Here is a 17,653-nt window from a genome sequence, read left to right as displayed (position 1 = left end):
CTGTGGTGGGGTTCTTCTTTGCTATTATTTATCTATCGAATGGATAAAACGCTGGTTGACGCCCTATGCCAGTGATACCGAGGAGTCGCAATGAACGCCCTGCTGATCGTGATGCTTCTTGCCATAGCCGGGGTGGTCGGCAATGCATTGGGCCGGAGCCAAGGGCGCCGGGCGGCGCTTCGCGATGGCACCCGCCCCGGGATGCCGAGCGCCCAGTACCAGGCGGGCTACCTGGCCGGACATATGGCAGGTTGGCGTGACGCCGAGGCCAAGCGCCAAGGGAGCAGTGCACAGCCACCGGCACAGCCTGCGCCTGCCGCTGTCCTGCCCACGAGCCAGGGGACTGTTGCACCCCAGCGCGTCCCTGTGCCGTTCCCACCCGGGCGCCCTTCATATGCAGGGCCAGCGCCCGTACATCAGCGGCCGGCCCAGACGGCAGGAGCCCCGGTGCAGGGTCCGCCACCGGTGCAGGGGCCGCCACCGGTGCAGGGACCACCGCCGGTGCGGGAGTCGCCCGCAGAGGTAGCGGCGAGGAAAGCCCGCCGCGACCAACAGAACATCAACATCACCCTCTATGTCGCCAGCCTCCTGTTGGTGGCCGCGGGGGCCCTGTTTGTAGGAACCAGCCTTCCGGAACTGTTCCGTTTCGCGGGGATCTGGTTCATCACGGCGTTGTTCTACGTCTCGGGATTGGTTATCCATGCGAAGATCCCGCGACTTCGGCCGGCGGCCACGGCCTTCGTGGGGACCGGACTCGCCCTCATTCCCGTTACCGGCCTTGCCATGTACAACTTCGTTCTGCACAACGGCCCCGCTGCCTGGCTGGCCACCTCATTGCTGGGGACCGCGGTCTATGCGTATACGGCGGTCAAGCTGGACAACAAGATCCTGGCCTACTTGTCGATCAGTTTCGTTGTCTCCACCGCATGGTCGGGAGTCTCCATCCTTGGCGGTGCGCTGGTGTGGTATTTTACTGCGCTCATCGGTGTTGCCATCGTCCTGACATTGGGTGCGTTGCTTCGTCCACGTTGGATTCCTCCGCTTTACGTGCGCCCCCTGATGGTGCTGCACCCCTATGTTGTTCCGCTGGTGGCCCTGGCAGTGACCTGCACGCCGCACCTTTTGTCCCACGGTGAGTATGCCCTGGTGATGCTGATGTGTGGTTGCTACTTCACAGTGATGGTCCTGGTGCCCCGCGCCCGGTACAGGCTTCAACACTTCTATGCGGCCAGGGCGGCGCTGACCCTGTCCCTCCTGGGTCTGGTGTGGGATGCCACAGCCGACGTCAGCGCAGTGCTGCTGGCGGCGGTGCTCTGCCTCGGCGTCCAGTCACTGGGGGTTGCGTTCGGTGGCGCCATGCTGGCTCCCCGCCTGCGATGGAATGACGCGGTGTCGTGCTGGGGCCTGCAACTGGCGGCCGCTGCCGTACTGACGGCGGCTCTGGGCTTCGGCAACTTCGATCTCCCCGTCCAGATGCCCCTGTACGTGAGCATGCTGACCTCCATGGTGTTGGGTTGGAGGCTTGCCAGGGGTCCGGTGCCCGCCGCCGCTGTCCTTTTTGCGCCAGCTGCCGTCGCGGGGACCGGCCTCGTCTTCGCAGTCCTGTTGGGGGCACTGCCGGTTGCCGTGCTCTTGGCAGCGGCTGGTTCCTACTGGCTTCTGACCGCTTTGCTTCGACCAGCAGCCAACCGTCAGCACTTGGTCCTGGCTGGCCGGATAGCACTGACCGCGGCCGTCCCCAGTACTGTGGCAGCCATCTTTGAGCACAGCCAGGAAAGGGCTGCCTACACCCTGCTGGCGCTTATTGCTGCGGCGGCCGTTCAGGAACTTGGCAGTGCAATAATGAGGCGGCGCGGTGTCCGGCTTGTGGCACCGCAGGCAACTGCAGCTGTGTTCGGGGGCGTCGCGATGGCCACGCTCCTGCTGCTGCCCTTCGTTGACCACGCCGCGGGGCGTCCGAGTGTTTCGGTGGCGGTTCTTTTGGTCCTGGCCGCGGGGCTGGCCTCCGGAATGCTGCTTTTGCCCTCGGGAGAGGGCGTCGGAACCGGCCGGGAGACGTGGACGCCAACCGTCGGGGAGGTGCTGGCCCCCGCCACCGCCATCGTTGCCGGTGCCGTAGCCGCCGCTGCTGTATCGCTCACATTGGCGAACTTGGTGCTCCTGGTAACAACCGCATACTTCGGCGCTACCGCGCTGCGGGTCCGGTCGGCGAATCCTCGCCAAGGGTACTGGTGGCTTGCACGCGCGGCCGGAACCTTGCTGATGGCCTCTGCCTATGTGGACGCGCTGCGTGGTGGGTGGAACCTGCAGATCGCGGGGGAGACCCCTGGCGTTCCGCTTGTCGTAGCAGTTGCTGCAGCATTGCAGTTGGCATTCCCCCTGACAGGCCGGTTCCAGCAAAGGTTCCCGCGGGCTTCCGTGGTGGACGCAGCGGTGACGGTCGCGGTCATGGCGGGAGCCACCACAGCATTGTCGTTTGCTGTGGCAGCGGGAGGGTGGTTGCCCAGGGACAGTTGGCAAGCAGGGGTGGCAGCCGTCGCCACCGCTTTCGCTGCGGCGGCGTGCACCGTGGCCCTGCGTGGTCGCGCTGGCGCCTGGATTTTTGCTCCGGCAGCGTTGGCACTGCTTTTGCCGCTTCGGCTCGGGCACGTCCGCGACGTCGAGATCCTCCTGGGCGTCTTTGCCGGCTGCAGCGCCGTCATGATGGGCCTGGCCCGGGAATCCCGCATACGTGGCGCCTATCTGCTGGGGCTTCGGATTCTCGGGGTGTCCCTCATCACCGTAGTGGTGGCGGACGCTACGGACTCGTCGGCTGCTGTGACCATCGTGCTGGCCCTGCTTCTGCTGCTCCAGCACCTTGTGACCTTGTATCTGCGTCACCGCCACGTTGATGTTGCCTTCCAACAACCGACGACGTGGGCCGCCTTGGGTTCGCAACTGTTGCTTCCTTTGGCCTACTTGGCGTCCGGGAATTACGACGGCGGTGGCCGGTGGGTGGTTATGGCCTGCTTGGTCATCGTCCCGGCAGCGGTGGCTATCGCCTGGCGGTTCCTTGGGCTCCGTGGAGCCCAATACCTGGGTGCCGCCGCTGTCGGGGTCCTGGTACTGGTTTCGGGGCCGGCGCTTCGATTCCCTTCTTATACGTGGCTGGCCCAGCCGCTCTTGAATGGGTCGCAGGTGCCCGTGGCCTTGTTCGGACTCGCTGCTTGCCTGGTTGTCTTCCGGATTGCCTTCCCGCCGCGGATCCAAAAGCCTGGTTCGACGACCCTGATCGCGGCGGAGCGCTGGTTCTGGTTGGCGTCGTCGCTGGCCTTCGTTCTCGTCGGCGGCGTGCTGACCTTGCGCATTGACTACGCCCTGACCGGGTTGTCGGTGCTGACACTGGCCGGCGTCCTGTTCGCTGCTTCCCACGTGGAACGCCTGCCTCGTCTCTACGCTGCGGCCGCACCAGCGGCCCTGTTCGGTGCGGTACCCGCCGTCGAGGGCTTGCTCCGCAACCTGCCGTCGGACGTGTGGTCCCACTACGCCGTCTGGCTCCTGGGCGCCGGAGGTACGGCAGCCGGCTTGTACGCGGCGAAGGTCTTTGGCCCGCCTTCGATTCGCCGTCAGCTATGGCGCCAGAGATCCCTGGCCGGCACCGCGGTCGCCGGCCTGGCGACCGCGGCGGTGGCGGGTATGATCCACGACGAGACTGCCCTGATGGCCTTCGTAGTGGTGTTGGCTGCGGGCGCAGTGGTGGTGGCTGAAGTTCCCCGAGGGAAATGGCTGGCCGGAGAAGTTGCCGGGGTGATAGCCGTGGCTGCCCTGCAGCGGGCTTTGCTGTTCGTTGGTGGTGCCAGCCCCGACTGGTTCTGGACTGCCCAGTGGTACGTCGTGGCAGCTGCTGTTTTGGCAGGACTGCGCTACATCAGGGGACAGCGCGGGGAAGGCCTGCTGCGCCTGTGCATCGGAGCCGGGATCCTGTCCCTGACATCCGCGGGCACCATCTTCGGTGGAAGCTCCGGGCAGCAACTCTATGTACTTGTGGCACACGTGGTGCTGCTCGCCGTGGGACTTGTCGTAGCCGAGCGCCTGCTGGTGGCTTGGGGGGCCATCGGCGTGGTGCTGAGCATCATGTGGGCGCTTCGCACCTATGCCTTCGCAATGCTGGCCCTGGTAGCCGTGGGCCTCATTGTGCTTGCGGTGTGGCGCTTGAACCGTAAGCCGCCCGCTGGTCCCCAAGGCCCGGCCGCCGACGATGGTTCGGATGACACGGCGTCCTCGCGGGGCTATGGTGGCGTCCGATAGGGTTGGATTCTACGAAGAGGAGCACGGTGTGGAATTCCTGATTTTCCTGGCAGTGATAGCGGCCATCGGCGGTGGGGTGCTGTGGGGGCGCAAGAACTTCCGGCAAGAGATCGAGCGTGCCAAGCGCATCCGGCGCGCCAACAAGAACCAGTAGCTTCGGGCGGTGACGCCGGCTGCCTGACCAGCGCCCGCGGTCAAACCCGATAGCGATTTAACCGTTCGCGATTTAACCCGGCTGCGCTACTCGTTGCGGCTGCGCGCGCGAGCCAGCGCCCTGAGCCAGTAGAACGATTCCTTCGGGGTCCGTTCCAGGGTTTCAAAGTCCACGTGGACCAGGCCGAACCTCTGCGAGTAGCCCGCTGCCCACTCGAAGTTGTCCAGGAGCGTCCACACGTAATAACCGCGCAGATCCACGCCTTCCGCAGCGCCGCCGGGACCCGTCGCGGTGACGGCGTGGCCCAGATGCTCAGCCAGATACGCGATGCGGTTGGTGTCCGGGACAGGACCGTCGACATGGGCGGGCTCCGGAAAACTCGCGCCGCCCTCCGTGATGAAAATTGGTGGCAGGGCCTCCCCGTACCGCTGCTTCATCTCCTTGAGAACCGTGGCGAGTTGTTCCGGGGCCTCGGGCCAGCCGAAGCCGGTGGTCTCGTACTCTTGGTAGGCGGCAAGGTGGAAAGGGATGTTGGCCATCTCTTCTGCCTGCCCGGTAGGGATCTCGGCAGGCCCCCGCCCGGAAGCCACCTTGATGGGGTAGTAGTAGTTCAAGCCGTAGAAATCCAAGGGCTGGTTAATTGTCTCGAGGTCACCGTCGAGCACGGGACCCAGTGAGCGGAACCAAGGCCACAGGGGAAGCGAAGGCTTGGGGTATTGGCCAAGAAGGACCGCGTCGGCGTAAATGCGGTTCAGTATCAGGTCCAGGGCCTCAGCCATCAGACGGTCCGAGAGCCGGTTGCTGGCCGGCCGCACGGGGGAGTGCATATTGGACAGGCCGATCTTGCCCTTAGCCCCCTCTGCCCTGAGTGCTTTGACTGCCAGGCCATGGCCCAGCAGCTGATGATGGGCTGCAGGCAGGCTRTCGAACAGGAGCTGGCGGCCCGGGGCGTGCGCACCCAATGCGTAACCCTGCAGGGTAACGGAAACGGGCTCGTTCACTGTGACCCAGTGGTCCACCCGGTCGCCGAACCGGCGCGCGGCCACAGCGGCATACTCGGCGAGCCTCTGGGCAGTGTCCCTGTTCATCCAGCCGCCCTCATGCTCAAGGGCCAACGGGGTATCCCAGTGGTACAGGGTGACCATGGGTGAAATGCCGGCGGCCAGGAGCTTGTCCAACAAGCGGTCGTAGAAGTCCAGGCCGCGCTGGTTGACCGCGCCCCGACCGTCGGGTTGGATCCTCGGCCATGACAATGACAAACGGTAGGAATCGACGCCCAGCTCCTGCATCAGGGCTATGTCTTCATCCGCGCGGTTGTAATGGTCGCACGCCACGGTGGGGGAGCCGCCGTCGACGATTGCTCCTGGCTTTTCCGCGAAAGCGTCCCACCCGGACGGGCCGCGTCCATCAGCCGTGAGGGAGCCCTCAATCTGGAAGGCGGCCGCCGCTACCCCTAATGTGAAACCAGGCCGCAGGCGTGCAGCGAGATCTTCCACTGAGCCTGAATCCTGGACGGACATGCCACCATCATCCCCAGTTGGCGGGGGTCGGGCAATGCCCAATGCGGGCCGATTGGCCTTTGCTCCGGATTTCCGCCATACTGGATGAGTTGTTCAAGCGCTTCTTCGTGTCCCGATCCGGATAATGCCGGGTGTCAGGGTCCAGGTTGAAGCCCAAACATAACCCTGAACCCCATGGAATGCGGTCGAGTCTGCGTGGAAATCGCGACACGCCCGACCGCGGGGGTCGGTGCGCCGGCAGGTTGAGGAACCCGGGAATATCCGGATTCAGCTTGTGCGGCGTGTGGTGGTAAAACCTCAAACGCCTCGGCGGCCACATCAACAGGTAAGTAAACAGAGCAGCCCTAACTAGAGCAGCACTAGCTGAAAGAGAGTCAGGCGACATGGCGGGACAAAAAATCCGCATCCGGCTGAAGTCATATGACCACGAGGTCATTGATGTTTCAGCGCGGAAGATCGTTGAGACGGTCACGCGCGCAGGCGCAACGGTAGTCGGCCCGGTGCCGCTGCCCACGGAGAAGAACGTTTACTGCGTTATTCGCTCTCCTCACAAGTACAAGGACAGCCGTGAGCACTTCGAAATGCGTACTCACAAGCGTCTGATCGACATCATCGACCCCACGCCGAAGGCCGTTGACTCGCTTATGCGTCTCGACCTGCCTGCAGACGTGAACATCGAAATCAAGCTCTAGGGAGGTGCTGAGAGACTATGACCGCAACCCGTAACGTAAAGGGCCTGCTGGGCACGAAGCTCGGCATGACCCAGGTCTGGGACGAGAACAACAAGCTCATCCCGGTAACTGTCGTCCAGGCTGACTCCAACGTCATCACGCAGCTGCGCAACGCAGATGTCGATGGCTATGTCGCCGTCCAGATCGGCTACGGCCAGATCGACCCCCGCAAGGTCACCAAGCCGCTGGCTGGTCACTTTGAAAAGGCTGGCGTTACCCCTCGCCGCCACGTCGTCGAACTGCGTACCGCAGACGCCGCATCCTACGAGCTGGGCCAGGAGCTCTCTGTTGAGATCTTCGAAGCCGGCCAGAAGATCGACGTCGTCGGCACCTCCAAGGGTAAGGGCTTCGCCGGTGTTATGAAGCGTCACGGCTTCCACGGCGTTGGCGCTTCCCACGGTGCCCACAAGAACCACCGTAAGCCTGGCTCCATCGGTGGCGCATCCACCCCGAGCCGCGTCTTCAAGGGCCTGAAAATGGCCGGCCGCATGGGCGCCGAGCGTCACACCACGCTGAACCTCACGGTTCACGCTGTTGACGTTGAGAAGTCGCTGCTCCTTATCAAGGGTGCCGTCCCCGGTGCCCGCGGCCAGGTCGTACTCGTACGCACCGCCGTGAAGGGAGCCTAGTTCAATGACTAGCACTGTCAAGGTAGACCTGCCTGCAGAGATCTTCGACGTCCAGACCAACGTGCCGCTGCTGCACCAGGTCGTCGTCGCACAGCTCGCTGCTGCTCGCCAGGGTACTCACAAGACGAAGACCCGCGCCGAGGTTTCCGGTGCAGGTCGCAAGCCGTTCAAGCAGAAGGGCACCGGCCGCGCCCGTCAGGGTTCCATCCGTGCTCCTCACATGACCGGCGGTGGCGTTGTCCACGGTCCGACACCTCGTGACTACAGCCAGCGCACCCCCAAGAAGATGAAGGCTGCTGCACTCCGCGGCGCCCTGTCTGACCGCGCCCGCAACGGACGCATCCACGTCATCGCTGAACTGGTAGCCGGCACCAAGCCGTCCGCCAAGGACGCACTGGCTTCGCTGCGCTCTGTCACTGAGCGCAAGAACCTGCTCGTCGTTATCGAGCGCGCCAACGATGTTGCTGCACTTTCCGTGCGCAACCTCCAGGATGTTCACGTTCTGTACGCAGACCAGCTGAACACCTACGACGTGCTCATCTCCGACGACGTGGTCTTCACAAAGGCTGCTTTCGAGGCGTTCGTCGCTGACAAGGCAAAGAACGAGGAGGCCTCCAAGTGAGCGTAACCACCATCAAGGATCCGCGCGACGTCGTGCTTGCACCCGTCGTTTCGGAAAAGAGCTACGGTCTGATCGACGAAGGCAAGTACACCTTCCTGGTGGACCCTCGCTCGAACAAGACCGAGATCAAGCTGGCCGTAGAGAAGATCTTCTCGGTCAAAGTTGACTCGATCAACACCATCAACCGTGCCGGTAAGCGCAAGCGCACCAAATTCGGCTGGGGACAGCGCAAGAGCACCAAGCGTGCGATTGTCACCCTCAAAGAAGGCACAATCGACATCTTCGGCGGTCCGCTCGCGTAGCGGAGACCACTTTAACGAGGAAATAAATTATGGGAATCCGTAAATACAAGCCGACTACCCCGGGCCGTCGCGGCTCGAGCGTAGCCGACTTTGCTGAAATCACGCGATCGACTCCGGAAAAGTCGTTGCTGCGTCCGCTGCACAAGACCGGCGGCCGTAACAACTCCGGTAAGATCACCACCCGTCACAAGGGTGGTGGGCACAAGCGCCAGTACCGTCTGATCGACTTCCGTCGTCACGACAAGGACGGCATCAACGCCCGCGTTGCCGAAATCGAGTACGACCCGAACCGCACGGCTCGCATCGCACTCCTGCACTACGTTGATGGCACCAAGCGTTACATCATCGCCCCCAACAAGCTGTCCCAGGGTGACTTCGTCGAGGCTGGCCCCGACGCTGACATCAAGCCGGGCAACAACCTGCCGCTGCGCAACATCCCGGTTGGTACCGTAATCCACGCAGTTGAACTGCGTCCGGGTGGCGGCGCCAAGATGGCACGTTCCGCAGGTGCTTCGGTACAGCTCGTTGCCAAGGAAGGCCGTTTCGCCCAGCTGCGTCTGCCCTCCGGTGAAATCCGCAACGTTGACGTGCGCTGCCGCGCAACCGTCGGCGAGGTCGGCAACGCCGAGCAGTCGAACATCAACTGGGGCAAGGCCGGCCGCATGCGCTGGAAGGGCGTTCGCCCGACCGTCCGTGGTGTAGCCATGAACCCGGTTGACCACCCGCACGGTGGTGGTGAAGGTAAGACTTCCGGTGGACGTCACCCGGTTAACCCGAACGGCAAGCCTGAGGGCCGTACCCGCCGTCCGAACAAAGAGAGCGACAAGCTTATTGTTCGTCGCCGCCGTACTGGCAAGAACAAGCGATAGGAGCCTGGACACATGCCACGCAGCCTGAAAAAAGGTCCTTTCGTTGACCAGCACCTCTTTGTGAAGGTCGCACGGGAAAACGATAAGGGCACCAAGAACGTCATCAAGACCTGGTCCCGTCGTTCGATGATCATCCCCGACATGCTCGGGCACACGATCGCCGTACACGACGGACGCAAGCACATCCCGGTGTTTGTCACAGAGTCGATGGTCGGGCACAAGCTCGGCGAATTCGCTCCCACGCGGACATTCCGCGGCCATGTTAAGGACGACCGTAAGGGCAAGCGCCGCTAAGGCGCCTGACTTTACGTCTTAGACGAGAGAAGGAAAGCAATGGAAGCCAAGGCTATTGCGCGTCACATCCGCGTAACGCCTATGAAGGCCCGGCGCGTCGTCAACCTTGTTCGTGGTAAGCAAGCGAATGAGGCTCTGGCAATTCTGAAGTTTGCCCCCCAGGCAGCTTCGGAGCCGGTATTCAAGGTACTTCAGTCGGCAATGGCCAACGCACGTGTCCTCGCGGACCGTGACGGCGTTGCATTCGACGACAGCGACCTGTTCATCAGCGAAGCATTCGTTGATGAAGGCCCGACCATGAAGCGGTTCCAGCCGCGTGCCCAAGGCCGCGCCTACCGCATCAGGAAGCGGACCAGCCACATCACGTTGGTCGTGGCAACCCCCGAGAAAGAGGAGGCTCGCTAAGTGGGACAGAAAGTAAACCCGCACGGGTTCCGACTCGGCATCACCACCGACCACGTTTCGCACTGGTTCGCTGACAGCACCAAGCCCGGACAGCGCTACAAGGACTTCGTCCGCGAGGACATCAAGATCCGTCAGCTCATGTCCACCGGCATGGAGCGCGCCGGCATCGCCAAGGTCGAGATCGAGCGCACCCGTGACCGTGTCCGCGTGGATATCCACACGGCACGCCCGGGCATCGTCATCGGTCGCCGCGGCGCCGAAGCAGACCGCATCCGCGGCGAGCTCGAAAAGCTCACCGGCAAGCAGGTCCAGCTGAACATCCTCGAGGTCAAGAACCCCGAGATGGAAGCACAGCTTGTTGCCCAGGGCATCGCTGAGCAGCTGACTTCCCGCGTGGCTTTCCGCCGTGCGATGAAGAAGGCCATGCAGTCCGCACAGCGTGCGGGTGCCAAGGGCATCCGTGTTGCTTGCTCGGGTCGTCTGGGTGGCGCAGAAATGTCCCGCTCGGAGTTCTACCGCGAAGGCCGTGTGCCCCTGCACACCCTCCGCGCGAACATCGACTACGGCTTCTACGAAGCCAAGACCACCTTCGGCCGCATCGGTGTGAAGGTTTGGATCTACAAGGGTGACGTAACCGCCAAGGAACTGGCTCAGCAGGCAGCTGCTGCTCCGTCCCGTGGCCGTGCAGGAGACCGTCCGGGCCGCCCGGGTGGCGACCGCCGTCGTCGTAACGACCGTCCGGCAGCTGAGGCAGCACCTGCTGCCGTTGAAGCACCGGCCGCTGAAGCTGCTGCCCCCGCAGCAGAAGGAGGACAGGCTTAAATGCTTATCCCACGTCGAGTCAAGCACCGTAAGCAGCACCACCCGGGTCGTTCCGGCGCTGCTACGGGCGGCACCAAGGTCAGCTTCGGTGAGTACGGTATCCAGGCCCTGAGCCCGGCATACGTAACCAACCGTCAGATCGAGTCCGCTCGTATCGCGATGACCCGCCACATCAAGCGTGGCGGCAAGGTCTGGATCAACATCTACCCGGACCGTCCGCTGACGAAGAAGCCTGCTGAAACCCGTATGGGTTCCGGTAAGGGTTCTCCGGAATGGTGGGTCGCAAACGTCAAGCCGGGCCGGGTTCTCTTCGAACTCTCCGGTGTCAATGAAGAGGTAGCTCGCGAGGCCCTGCGCCTGGCAATCCACAAGCTGCCGTTGAAGGCACGCATTGTGCGTCGCGAAGGTGGTGAATAGAAATGGCAGTAGGGTCGAAGGATCTCGCACCCGCACAGCTGGACGGTTTCGACAACGAGCGTCTCGTTGAAGAACTCCGCAAGTCCAAGGAAGAGCTGTTCAACCTGCGTTTCCAGTCCGCCACCGGACAGCTGGAGAACCACGGTCGCCTGCGTGCGGTAAAGAAGGACATCGCACGCATCTACACCGTTCTCCGTGAGCGCGAGCTGGGCATTCGTGCCGAGGTTGCCGCACCGGTTGTGGAAGCCAAGGAAGAAAAGAAGTCCAAAAAGGCTGCCAAGGCTGAAAAGGCCGAGGTTGAAGCTGGAGAGGACGCCAAGTGAGCGAGAAGGAAACTGTGACGGAAGCAGCAGCCAGCGCTGAACAGCGCGGTTACCGTAAGACGCGTCGCGGCTACGTTGTCTCTGACAAGATGGAAAAGACCATCGTTGTTCAGGTTGAAGACCGCGTAAAGCACGCTCTGTACGGCAAGGTTATTCGCCGCACCTCGAAGATCAAGGCTCACGACGAAGAGAACACCGCCGGCATCGGCGACCTCGTTCTCATCTCTGAGACCCGCCCGCTGTCCGCTACCAAGCGGTGGCGTCTGGTGGAGATCCTCGAAAAGGCCAAGTAAATCCGACGCCGGGCACGCCTGGCAGAGATTCACTGGAAAGGTCCGCATTCCCTATGGAATGCGGGCCTTTCCGCTTTCCCGGCCGGTTCGGTTACTGGCCCTGAACGTGCTAGGATATTGAGTTTGTATGGCGCCACTTGTGCGTCGTCCACTACCTCGTAAACAATCGTGCCGCTGCATACTGCCCCGCGCAGAGTTTTCTGCAAGGGAAGCTGATGCTTGTGGCACGGGCGTTTAGGCCTGTTCTGGCAAAATCCAGGCAGGTCAAGAGACACCCCGATCAACCGTTCCGCAAGGCTCATTCCGTATGCATGATTTCGGTCTGAGAACCGGCGCGACGCAAGGAGTAGAAATTGATTCAGCAGGAGTCGCGACTCAAGGTCGCCGACAACACGGGTGCTAAGGAAATCCTTACCATTCGCGTTCTCGGTGGATCCGGTCGTCGCTACGCAGGCATCGGCGACGTCATCGTCGCCACCGTCAAGGACGCTATCCCTGGCGGCAACGTAAAGAAGGGTGACGTCGTCAAGGCTGTCATCGTTCGTACCAAGAAGGAACGCCGCCGTGCGGATGGTTCCTACATCAAGTTTGACGAAAACGCAGCTGTGATCCTGAAGAACGACGGTGACCCCCGCGGTACCCGTATCTTCGGCCCGGTTGGTCGTGAACTTCGCGACAAGAAGTTCATGAAGATCGTTTCGCTGGCCCCGGAGGTGCTTTAGTCCATGGCTAAGATCAAGAAGGGTGACCTCGTTCAGGTCATCACCGGCGCCAAGCAGGAACGCGGCGGCGACCGCGGCAAGCAGGGCAAGGTCCTGCGCGTATTCCCGGCCACCAACCGCGTGCTGGTAGAGGGAATCAACCGCGTCACCAAGCACACCAAGGTCGGTCAGTCGCAGCGCGGCACCAAGACCGGTGGCATCGAGGTCGTTGAGGCCCCGATCCACGTTTCCAACGTTGCTCTGGTTGACCCGTCGACCAAGAAGCCGACCCGTGTTGGTTTCCGTCTCGACACCGTTGAGAAGGATGGCGCTACCAAGACCGTCCGTATCCGCGTGTCCAAGGCCACCGGGAAGGACATCTGATGAGTGAAACACTGTCTGAGACCACTGTCGCAAACAAGATCGTTCCGCGTCTGAAGACGAAGTACGCAGAGACCATCAAGAAGTCGCTGCAGGACGAATTCAACTACGCGAACGTGAACCAGGTTCCCCGCCTGGTGAAGGTTGTTGTGAACATGGGTGTTGGAGATGCCGCCAAGGACTCCAAGCTGATCGACGGCGCTGTCCGCGACCTCACCCTCATCACCGGCCAGAAGCCGCAGGTAACCAAGGCCCGCAAGTCGATCGCACAGTTCAAGCTGCGCGAAGGCATGCCGATCGGTGCACACGCAACTCTGCGTGGAGACCGCATGTGGGAATTCGTGGATCGTCTGGTTTCGCTGGCTCTGCCGCGTATCCGTGACTTCCGCGGCCTCAACGGCAAGCAGTTCGACGGTAACGGCAACTACACCTTCGGTCTGACCGAGCAGGTTATGTTCCACGAAATCGACCAGGACTCCATCGACCGCGTACGCGGCATGGACATCACGGTTGTCACCACCGCCAAGACCGACGACGAAGGCCGCGCGCTGCTCAAGGCGCTTGGTTTCCCGTTCAAGACCGAAAACTAACTACGTGACAGGTCCGACCGCGCAGGCTCGTAAGGGCAAGCGCAGCGGAAACCGGTACGAGGAAGGGCTATAGCCCAAATGACTATGACAGATCCTGTCGCAGACATGCTCACGCGTCTGCGCAATGCAAACTCGGCATACCACGACACCGTGTCCATGCCGTACAGCAAACTGAAGGCACGCGTTGCCGACATCCTGAAGGCTGAAGGCTACATTGCCGGCTGGAAGGAAGAGGACGCCGAGGTTGGCAAGAAGCTGACCATCGACCTGAAGTTCGGTCCGAACCGCGAGCGTTCCATCGCTGGCGTCCGCCGCATCTCCAAGCCGGGTCTCCGCGTTTACGCGAAGTCCACCAACCTGCCTCACGTGCTGGGTGGCCTGGGTATCGCAATCCTGTCCACCTCTTCCGGCCTCCTGACTGACAAGCAGGCCGGCAAGAAGGGCGTGGGCGGCGAAGTCCTCGCGTACGTCTGGTAACGGGAAAGGAAGAGAATAATGTCACGTATTGGACGTCTCCCCATCACCGTTCCTGCCGGAGTTGAGGTCAAGCTCGATGGCTCCGTCATCAGCGTCAAGGGTTCCAAAGGCGAGCTGAGCCACACTGTGGCCAGCCCGATCGAGGTCTCCCTGGAAGAGAACACTCTCACGGTCACCCGCCCGAACGACGAGCGCAACTCGCGTTCGCTGCACGGCCTGACCCGCACCCTGATCGCCAACATGATCCAGGGCGTTACCGAGGGCTACGAGAAGAAGCTTGAAATCGTTGGTACCGGTTACCGCGTTCAGGCAAAGGGTTCTGACCTGGAGTTCGCTCTGGGCTACAGCCACCCGGTTAACGTCTCTGCACCCGAAGGCATCACCTTCGTAGTAGAGGGTCCGACCAAGCTCTCTGTTGCGGGTATCAACAAGCAGCAGGTCGGCGAGGTTGCTGCCAACATTCGCAAGCTGCGCAAGCCCGACCCCTACAAGGGCAAGGGTGTCCGTTACGCCGGCGAAGTCATCCGCCGCAAGGTCGGAAAGGCTGGTAAGTAAACCATGGCCATCGCAATTAACAAGAAGCGTACGAACAAGAGCAAGTCGGCTGCACGCAACCGTCGCCAGCTTCGTATCCGCAAGCGCATCACCGGTACGGCTGCACGTCCTCGTCTGGTCGTCAACCGTTCGGCACGCCACATGTTCGTCCAGGTTGTCGATGACAGCAAGGGTGTAACCGTGGCTTACGCTTCCACTCTGGAAGCTGACCTTCGTGCACTTGACGGAGACAAGACTGCCAAGGCCAAGCGCGTCGGCGAGCTCGTTGCCAAGCGTGCAAAGGCTGCAGGCGTCGAAGCTGTTGTCTTCGACCGTGGCGGTAACAAGTACCACGGCCGCATCGCCGCCGTCGCTGACGGTGCTCGCGAAGGTGGGCTGGCACTGTGACCGTTGAAAATAACGAAAAGGACATTCAGGTGACTGAAGCTGTAGCTGCTGAAGCAACTGAGACCGCACCCGCTACCGATGACCGCCGCGGCGGACGTCGCGGCGAGCGTGGCGACCGTGGCCAGGGCCGCGGCGACCGTGGTGGCCGTGGTGGCCGCGACGGCGGTCGTGAAGCCGAGAAGAGCCAGTTCGTAGAGCGCGTTGTCACCATCAACCGCGTTGCCAAGGTCGTCAAGGGTGGTCGTCGCTTCAGCTTCACCGCACTCGTCGTCGTCGGTGACGGCAACGGCATGGTCGGCGTTGGCTACGGCAAGGCCAAGGAAGTTCCCGCTGCTATCGCAAAGGGCGTAGAAGAGGCCAAGAAGTCCTTCTTCCGCGTTCCCCGCGTTGGCAACACCATCCCGCACCGTGTGCAGGGTGAGGCTGCTGCAGGCGTTGTCCTGCTGCGTCCGGCTTCCGCCGGTACCGGTGTTATCGCCGGTGGTCCGGTCCGCGCGGTATTGGAGTGCGTGGGTATCCACGACATCCTCTCCAAGTCGCTCGGTTCTTCCAACGCGATCAACATCGTTCACGCGACCGTTGCCGCTCTGAAGCAGCTCGAAGAGCCCGCTTCCGTGGCTGCCCGCCGTGGCCTGCCGCTGGACGAGGTTGCTCCTGCTGCTCTGGTGCGCGCGCTCCAGAACCAGAAGGCAGGTGTTTAGTCATGGCTAAGAACCTGACTCCCTCCGACGCCAAGTTGGAGATCACCCAGATCAAGGGCGTCATCGGCGCCAAGCAGAACCAGATCGCCACCCTTCGGTCCCTCGGCCTGAAGCGCATCGGACACACCGTTGTCCGTACCGCTGACGCCGTTACCGTTGGCATGCTGAACACGGTTCCGCACCTCGTGAATGTAGAGGAGGCGAAGTAATGGCAGAGAACAAGACCGCCGCAGAGGCTGCTGAGAAGCAGAACACTCTGAAGGTCCACCACCTGCGTCCCGCCCCGGGTGCCAAGACAGCCAAGACCCGTGTTGGTCGTGGTGAAGGCTCCAAGGGTAAGACCGCTGGCCGCGGTACCAAGGGTACGAAGGCCCGCTACCAGGTAAAGGCTGGCTTTGCCGGCGGCCAGCTGCCGCTGCACATGCGCCTGCCGAAGCTGCGCGGCTTCAAGAACCCGTTCCGGGTTGAATTCCAGGTTGTAAACCTGGAGAAGCTCAACGAGCTGTTCCCGGAAGGTGGCACCGTCACCGTTGAGTCCCTGGTAGAGAAGGGTGCCGTTCGCAAGAACCAGCCCGTAAAGGTGCTCGGCACCGGCGACATCACCGTCAAGGTTGACGTCACCGTGCACGCATTCTCTTCCAGCGCTGCGGAAAAGATTGCCGCAGCAGGCGGATCCACCACCGCCCTCTAAGGGTTTGTGGGGCATCAGCCCGCTGTAACAAAGAATCCCGGTATGCGGGGCTTCGGCCCCGGATACCGGGATTTTTTTGGTGGTTGTGGACTCTCGATTATTCCGACGGCGTCACAAGCAGTTAGACTCGGTTGTTGGGTTTCATTGAGCCCGACCACATCCTTGTACTTTCTACTCAGGAGGACGCTTGCTAAGCGCATTCGGCCGGGCGTTTCGGACGCCTGATTTGCGACGCAAGTTGTTGTTCACGCTGGGAATTATCACAATCTTCCGCTTGGGAGCTTTCATCCCCTCGCCTGGTGTGAACTACCAGAATGTCCAGCAATGCTTGAACAACGGTGACACCTCGCAGGGCATCTACCAGCTGGTGAACTTGTTCAGCGGCGGCGCGTTGCTGCAGGTCTCGATCTTTGCCTTGGGCATCATGCCCTACATCACGGCGAGCATCATCGTGCAGTTGCTCCGGGTGGTTATTCCCCGGTTCCAGCAGCTGTACGAAGAGGGCTCATCGGGGCAGTCCAAGCTGACGCAGTACACCCGGTACCTCACCATCGCACTGGGCCTGCTGAACGCCACAACCCTGGTCTCCTTGGCCCGCTCGGGTCAGTTGCTGCCCGGCTGCAACCTGCCGATCATCCCCGATGAGAGCATCATTACCACCCTTCTGCTCATCATCACGCTGACAGCGGGCACGGGCCTGATCATGTGGATGGGCGAGCTCGTCACCGAGCGCGGCGTCGGCAACGGCATGTCGCTGCTGATCTTCACCTCCATCGCAGCCGGCTTCCCCCGCTCACTTGGCTCCATCTGGGAGACCAAGGGCCCGGGAACCTTCTTCATCGTTCTTGCCATCGGCCTGCTTACGGTGGCCCTGGTGGTCTTCGTGGAGCAGTCGCAGCGCCGTGTTCCGGTGCAGTATGCCAAGCGCATGATTGGTCGTCGCACCGTGGGCGGCACCAGCACCTACATTCCCATCAAGGTGAACATGGCCGGCGTCGTGCCCGTCATCTTCGCTTCCTCCATGCTGTACCTGCCCGGCTTGATTTCGCAGTTCAACCAGCCGAAGCCAGGGGAGCAGATGGCCCCGTGGGTTGAGTGGATCAACAACAACCTCACCCGTGGCGACCATCCCATCTACATGGCGCTTTACTTCGCCATGATCGTGTTCTTCACCTACTTCTACGTAGCCATCACCTTCAACCCTGAAGAAGTGTCGGACAACATGAAGAAGTACGGCGGGTTCATTCCGGGCATCCGGGCGGGTAAACCGACCGCGGACTACCTGCAGTACGTGCTTTCCAGGATTACTTTGCCTGGAGCCCTCTACCTGGGCTTCGTGGCGTTGATTCCGCTGGTTGCACTCGTCCTGATCAATGCCAACCAGAACTTCCCGTTCGGTGGCACGTCAATCCTGATCATGGTGGGTGTCGGCCTGGAAACCGTCAAGCAGATTGATGCGCAGCTACAACAACGTCACTACGAAGGGCTTTTGCGATGACGAG

General features: G+C 61.9%; 24 protein-coding genes. 23 read left to right on the top strand and 1 reads right to left on the bottom strand.

Annotated elements, in window-relative coordinates; all coding sequences use genetic code 11:
• Positions 1–90: 90 nt before the first annotated feature.
• Positions 91–4,287, top strand: a complete 4,197-nt coding sequence (locus AB4Y81_RS02300) for a hypothetical protein (protein WP_441995033.1) — start codon at positions 91–93, stop codon at positions 4,285–4,287.
• 28 nt (positions 4,288–4,315) lie between these two features.
• Positions 4,316–4,441: a hypothetical protein gene (locus AB4Y81_RS02295; protein WP_255520211.1), complete on the top strand. Its 126-nt coding sequence runs from the start codon at positions 4,316–4,318 to the stop codon at positions 4,439–4,441.
• An 86-nt stretch (positions 4,442–4,527) separates the two neighbouring features.
• Here AB4Y81_RS02295 and AB4Y81_RS02290 read toward each other — a convergent pair whose 3' ends face one another.
• The gene (locus AB4Y81_RS02290; RefSeq protein WP_055971667.1) at positions 4,528–5,961 is read right to left on the bottom strand and encodes a GH1 family beta-glucosidase; all 1,434 of its coding nucleotides are present in this window, start codon (positions 5,959–5,961) and stop codon (positions 4,528–4,530) included.
• A gap of 383 nt (positions 5,962–6,344) precedes the next feature.
• Between AB4Y81_RS02290 and rpsJ the strand changes: the two genes are divergently transcribed.
• The 21 genes from rpsJ to secY all read left to right on the top strand — a co-directional run bounded on the left by rpsJ (position 6,345) and on the right by secY (position 17,649).
• Complete coding sequence (gene rpsJ, locus AB4Y81_RS02285) at positions 6,345–6,653, top strand: 30S ribosomal protein S10 (RefSeq protein WP_003803825.1); 309 nt, start codon at positions 6,345–6,347, stop codon at positions 6,651–6,653.
• A 17-nt stretch (positions 6,654–6,670) separates the two neighbouring features.
• Positions 6,671–7,321, top strand: a complete 651-nt coding sequence (rplC, locus tag AB4Y81_RS02280) for a 50S ribosomal protein L3 (RefSeq protein WP_018776685.1) — start codon at positions 6,671–6,673, stop codon at positions 7,319–7,321.
• Positions 7,322–7,325: 4 nt separating this feature from the next.
• Positions 7,326–7,943 carry a 50S ribosomal protein L4 gene (gene rplD, locus AB4Y81_RS02275; RefSeq protein WP_018776684.1) on the top strand — a complete coding sequence of 206 codons (618 nt, stop codon included), beginning with the start codon at positions 7,326–7,328 and terminating at the stop codon, positions 7,941–7,943.
• Positions 7,940–8,245 carry a 50S ribosomal protein L23 gene (gene rplW / locus AB4Y81_RS02270; RefSeq protein ID WP_011775593.1) on the top strand — a complete coding sequence of 102 codons (306 nt, stop codon included), beginning with the start codon at positions 7,940–7,942 and terminating at the stop codon, positions 8,243–8,245. The genes rplD and rplW overlap by 4 nt, the downstream gene beginning before the upstream one ends.
• Before the next feature lie 29 nt (positions 8,246–8,274).
• A complete protein-coding gene (rplB, locus tag AB4Y81_RS02265) occupies positions 8,275–9,114 on the top strand; it encodes a 50S ribosomal protein L2 (protein WP_011775592.1) in 840 nt (279 codons plus the stop codon).
• A gap of 12 nt (positions 9,115–9,126) precedes the next feature.
• Positions 9,127–9,408 (top strand): 30S ribosomal protein S19, encoded by a 282-nt coding sequence (gene rpsS, locus AB4Y81_RS02260; protein WP_011775591.1) that lies wholly within the window; start codon positions 9,127–9,129, stop codon positions 9,406–9,408.
• Between the two features lie 39 nt (positions 9,409–9,447).
• Complete coding sequence (gene rplV / locus AB4Y81_RS02255) at positions 9,448–9,813, top strand: 50S ribosomal protein L22 (protein WP_018776683.1); 366 nt, start codon at positions 9,448–9,450, stop codon at positions 9,811–9,813.
• A complete protein-coding gene (gene rpsC / locus AB4Y81_RS02250) occupies positions 9,814–10,635 on the top strand; it encodes a 30S ribosomal protein S3 (RefSeq protein WP_011775589.1) in 822 nt (273 codons plus the stop codon).
• The gene (gene rplP, locus AB4Y81_RS02245) at positions 10,636–11,052 is read left to right on the top strand and encodes a 50S ribosomal protein L16 (protein WP_003803795.1); all 417 of its coding nucleotides are present in this window, start codon (positions 10,636–10,638) and stop codon (positions 11,050–11,052) included.
• 2 nt (positions 11,053–11,054) lie between these two features.
• Entirely contained in the window at positions 11,055–11,375 is a 321-nt protein-coding gene (gene rpmC / locus AB4Y81_RS02240; protein ID WP_014922387.1) for a 50S ribosomal protein L29, read from the top strand.
• On the top strand, positions 11,372–11,668 hold the full coding sequence (gene rpsQ / locus AB4Y81_RS02235) for a 30S ribosomal protein S17 (protein ID WP_011775587.1): 297 nt from the start codon (positions 11,372–11,374) through the stop codon (positions 11,666–11,668). The genes rpmC and rpsQ overlap by 4 nt, the downstream gene beginning before the upstream one ends.
• A 353-nt stretch (positions 11,669–12,021) precedes the next feature.
• On the top strand, positions 12,022–12,390 hold the full coding sequence (rplN, locus tag AB4Y81_RS02230) for a 50S ribosomal protein L14 (protein WP_003803789.1): 369 nt from the start codon (positions 12,022–12,024) through the stop codon (positions 12,388–12,390).
• Between the two features lie 3 nt (positions 12,391–12,393).
• Entirely contained in the window at positions 12,394–12,753 is a 360-nt protein-coding gene (gene rplX / locus AB4Y81_RS02225; protein WP_018776682.1) for a 50S ribosomal protein L24, read from the top strand.
• Entirely contained in the window at positions 12,753–13,340 is a 588-nt protein-coding gene (gene rplE, locus AB4Y81_RS02220) for a 50S ribosomal protein L5 (protein WP_018776681.1), read from the top strand. Before rplX ends, rplE begins: the two co-directional genes overlap by 1 nt.
• Positions 13,341–13,418: 78 nt before the next feature.
• Positions 13,419–13,817, top strand: coding sequence for a 30S ribosomal protein S8 (gene rpsH, locus AB4Y81_RS02215; RefSeq protein WP_011775584.1), 399 nt, complete (start codon positions 13,419–13,421; stop codon positions 13,815–13,817).
• Between the two features lie 18 nt (positions 13,818–13,835).
• Complete coding sequence (rplF, locus tag AB4Y81_RS02210; protein ID WP_018776680.1) at positions 13,836–14,372, top strand: 50S ribosomal protein L6; 537 nt, start codon at positions 13,836–13,838, stop codon at positions 14,370–14,372.
• Between the two features lie 3 nt (positions 14,373–14,375).
• Entirely contained in the window at positions 14,376–14,759 is a 384-nt protein-coding gene (gene rplR, locus AB4Y81_RS02205; protein ID WP_018776679.1) for a 50S ribosomal protein L18, read from the top strand.
• A 29-nt stretch (positions 14,760–14,788) separates the two neighbouring features.
• A complete protein-coding gene (gene rpsE / locus AB4Y81_RS02200) occupies positions 14,789–15,460 on the top strand; it encodes a 30S ribosomal protein S5 (protein ID WP_179128297.1) in 672 nt (223 codons plus the stop codon).
• Positions 15,461–15,462: 2 nt separating this feature from the next.
• The gene (rpmD, locus tag AB4Y81_RS02195) at positions 15,463–15,669 is read left to right on the top strand and encodes a 50S ribosomal protein L30 (protein ID WP_018776677.1); all 207 of its coding nucleotides are present in this window, start codon (positions 15,463–15,465) and stop codon (positions 15,667–15,669) included.
• Positions 15,669–16,151 carry a 50S ribosomal protein L15 gene (gene rplO / locus AB4Y81_RS02190; RefSeq protein ID WP_018776676.1) on the top strand — a complete coding sequence of 161 codons (483 nt, stop codon included), beginning with the start codon at positions 15,669–15,671 and terminating at the stop codon, positions 16,149–16,151. The genes rpmD and rplO overlap by 1 nt, the downstream gene beginning before the upstream one ends.
• Before the next feature lie 187 nt (positions 16,152–16,338).
• Positions 16,339–17,649, top strand: a complete 1,311-nt coding sequence (gene secY, locus AB4Y81_RS02185) for a preprotein translocase subunit SecY (RefSeq protein WP_039242402.1) — start codon at positions 16,339–16,341, stop codon at positions 17,647–17,649.
• Positions 17,650–17,653: the final 4 nt, after the last annotated feature.

Origin of the sequence: Paenarthrobacter sp. TAF1, assembly GCF_052113825.1 — a bacterium.
Classification (GTDB): domain Bacteria; phylum Actinomycetota; class Actinomycetes; order Actinomycetales; family Micrococcaceae; genus Arthrobacter; species Arthrobacter nicotinovorans.
Note: the sequence above shows the minus strand (reverse complement) of the source record. Positions and strands in the feature narration are given on the sequence as shown.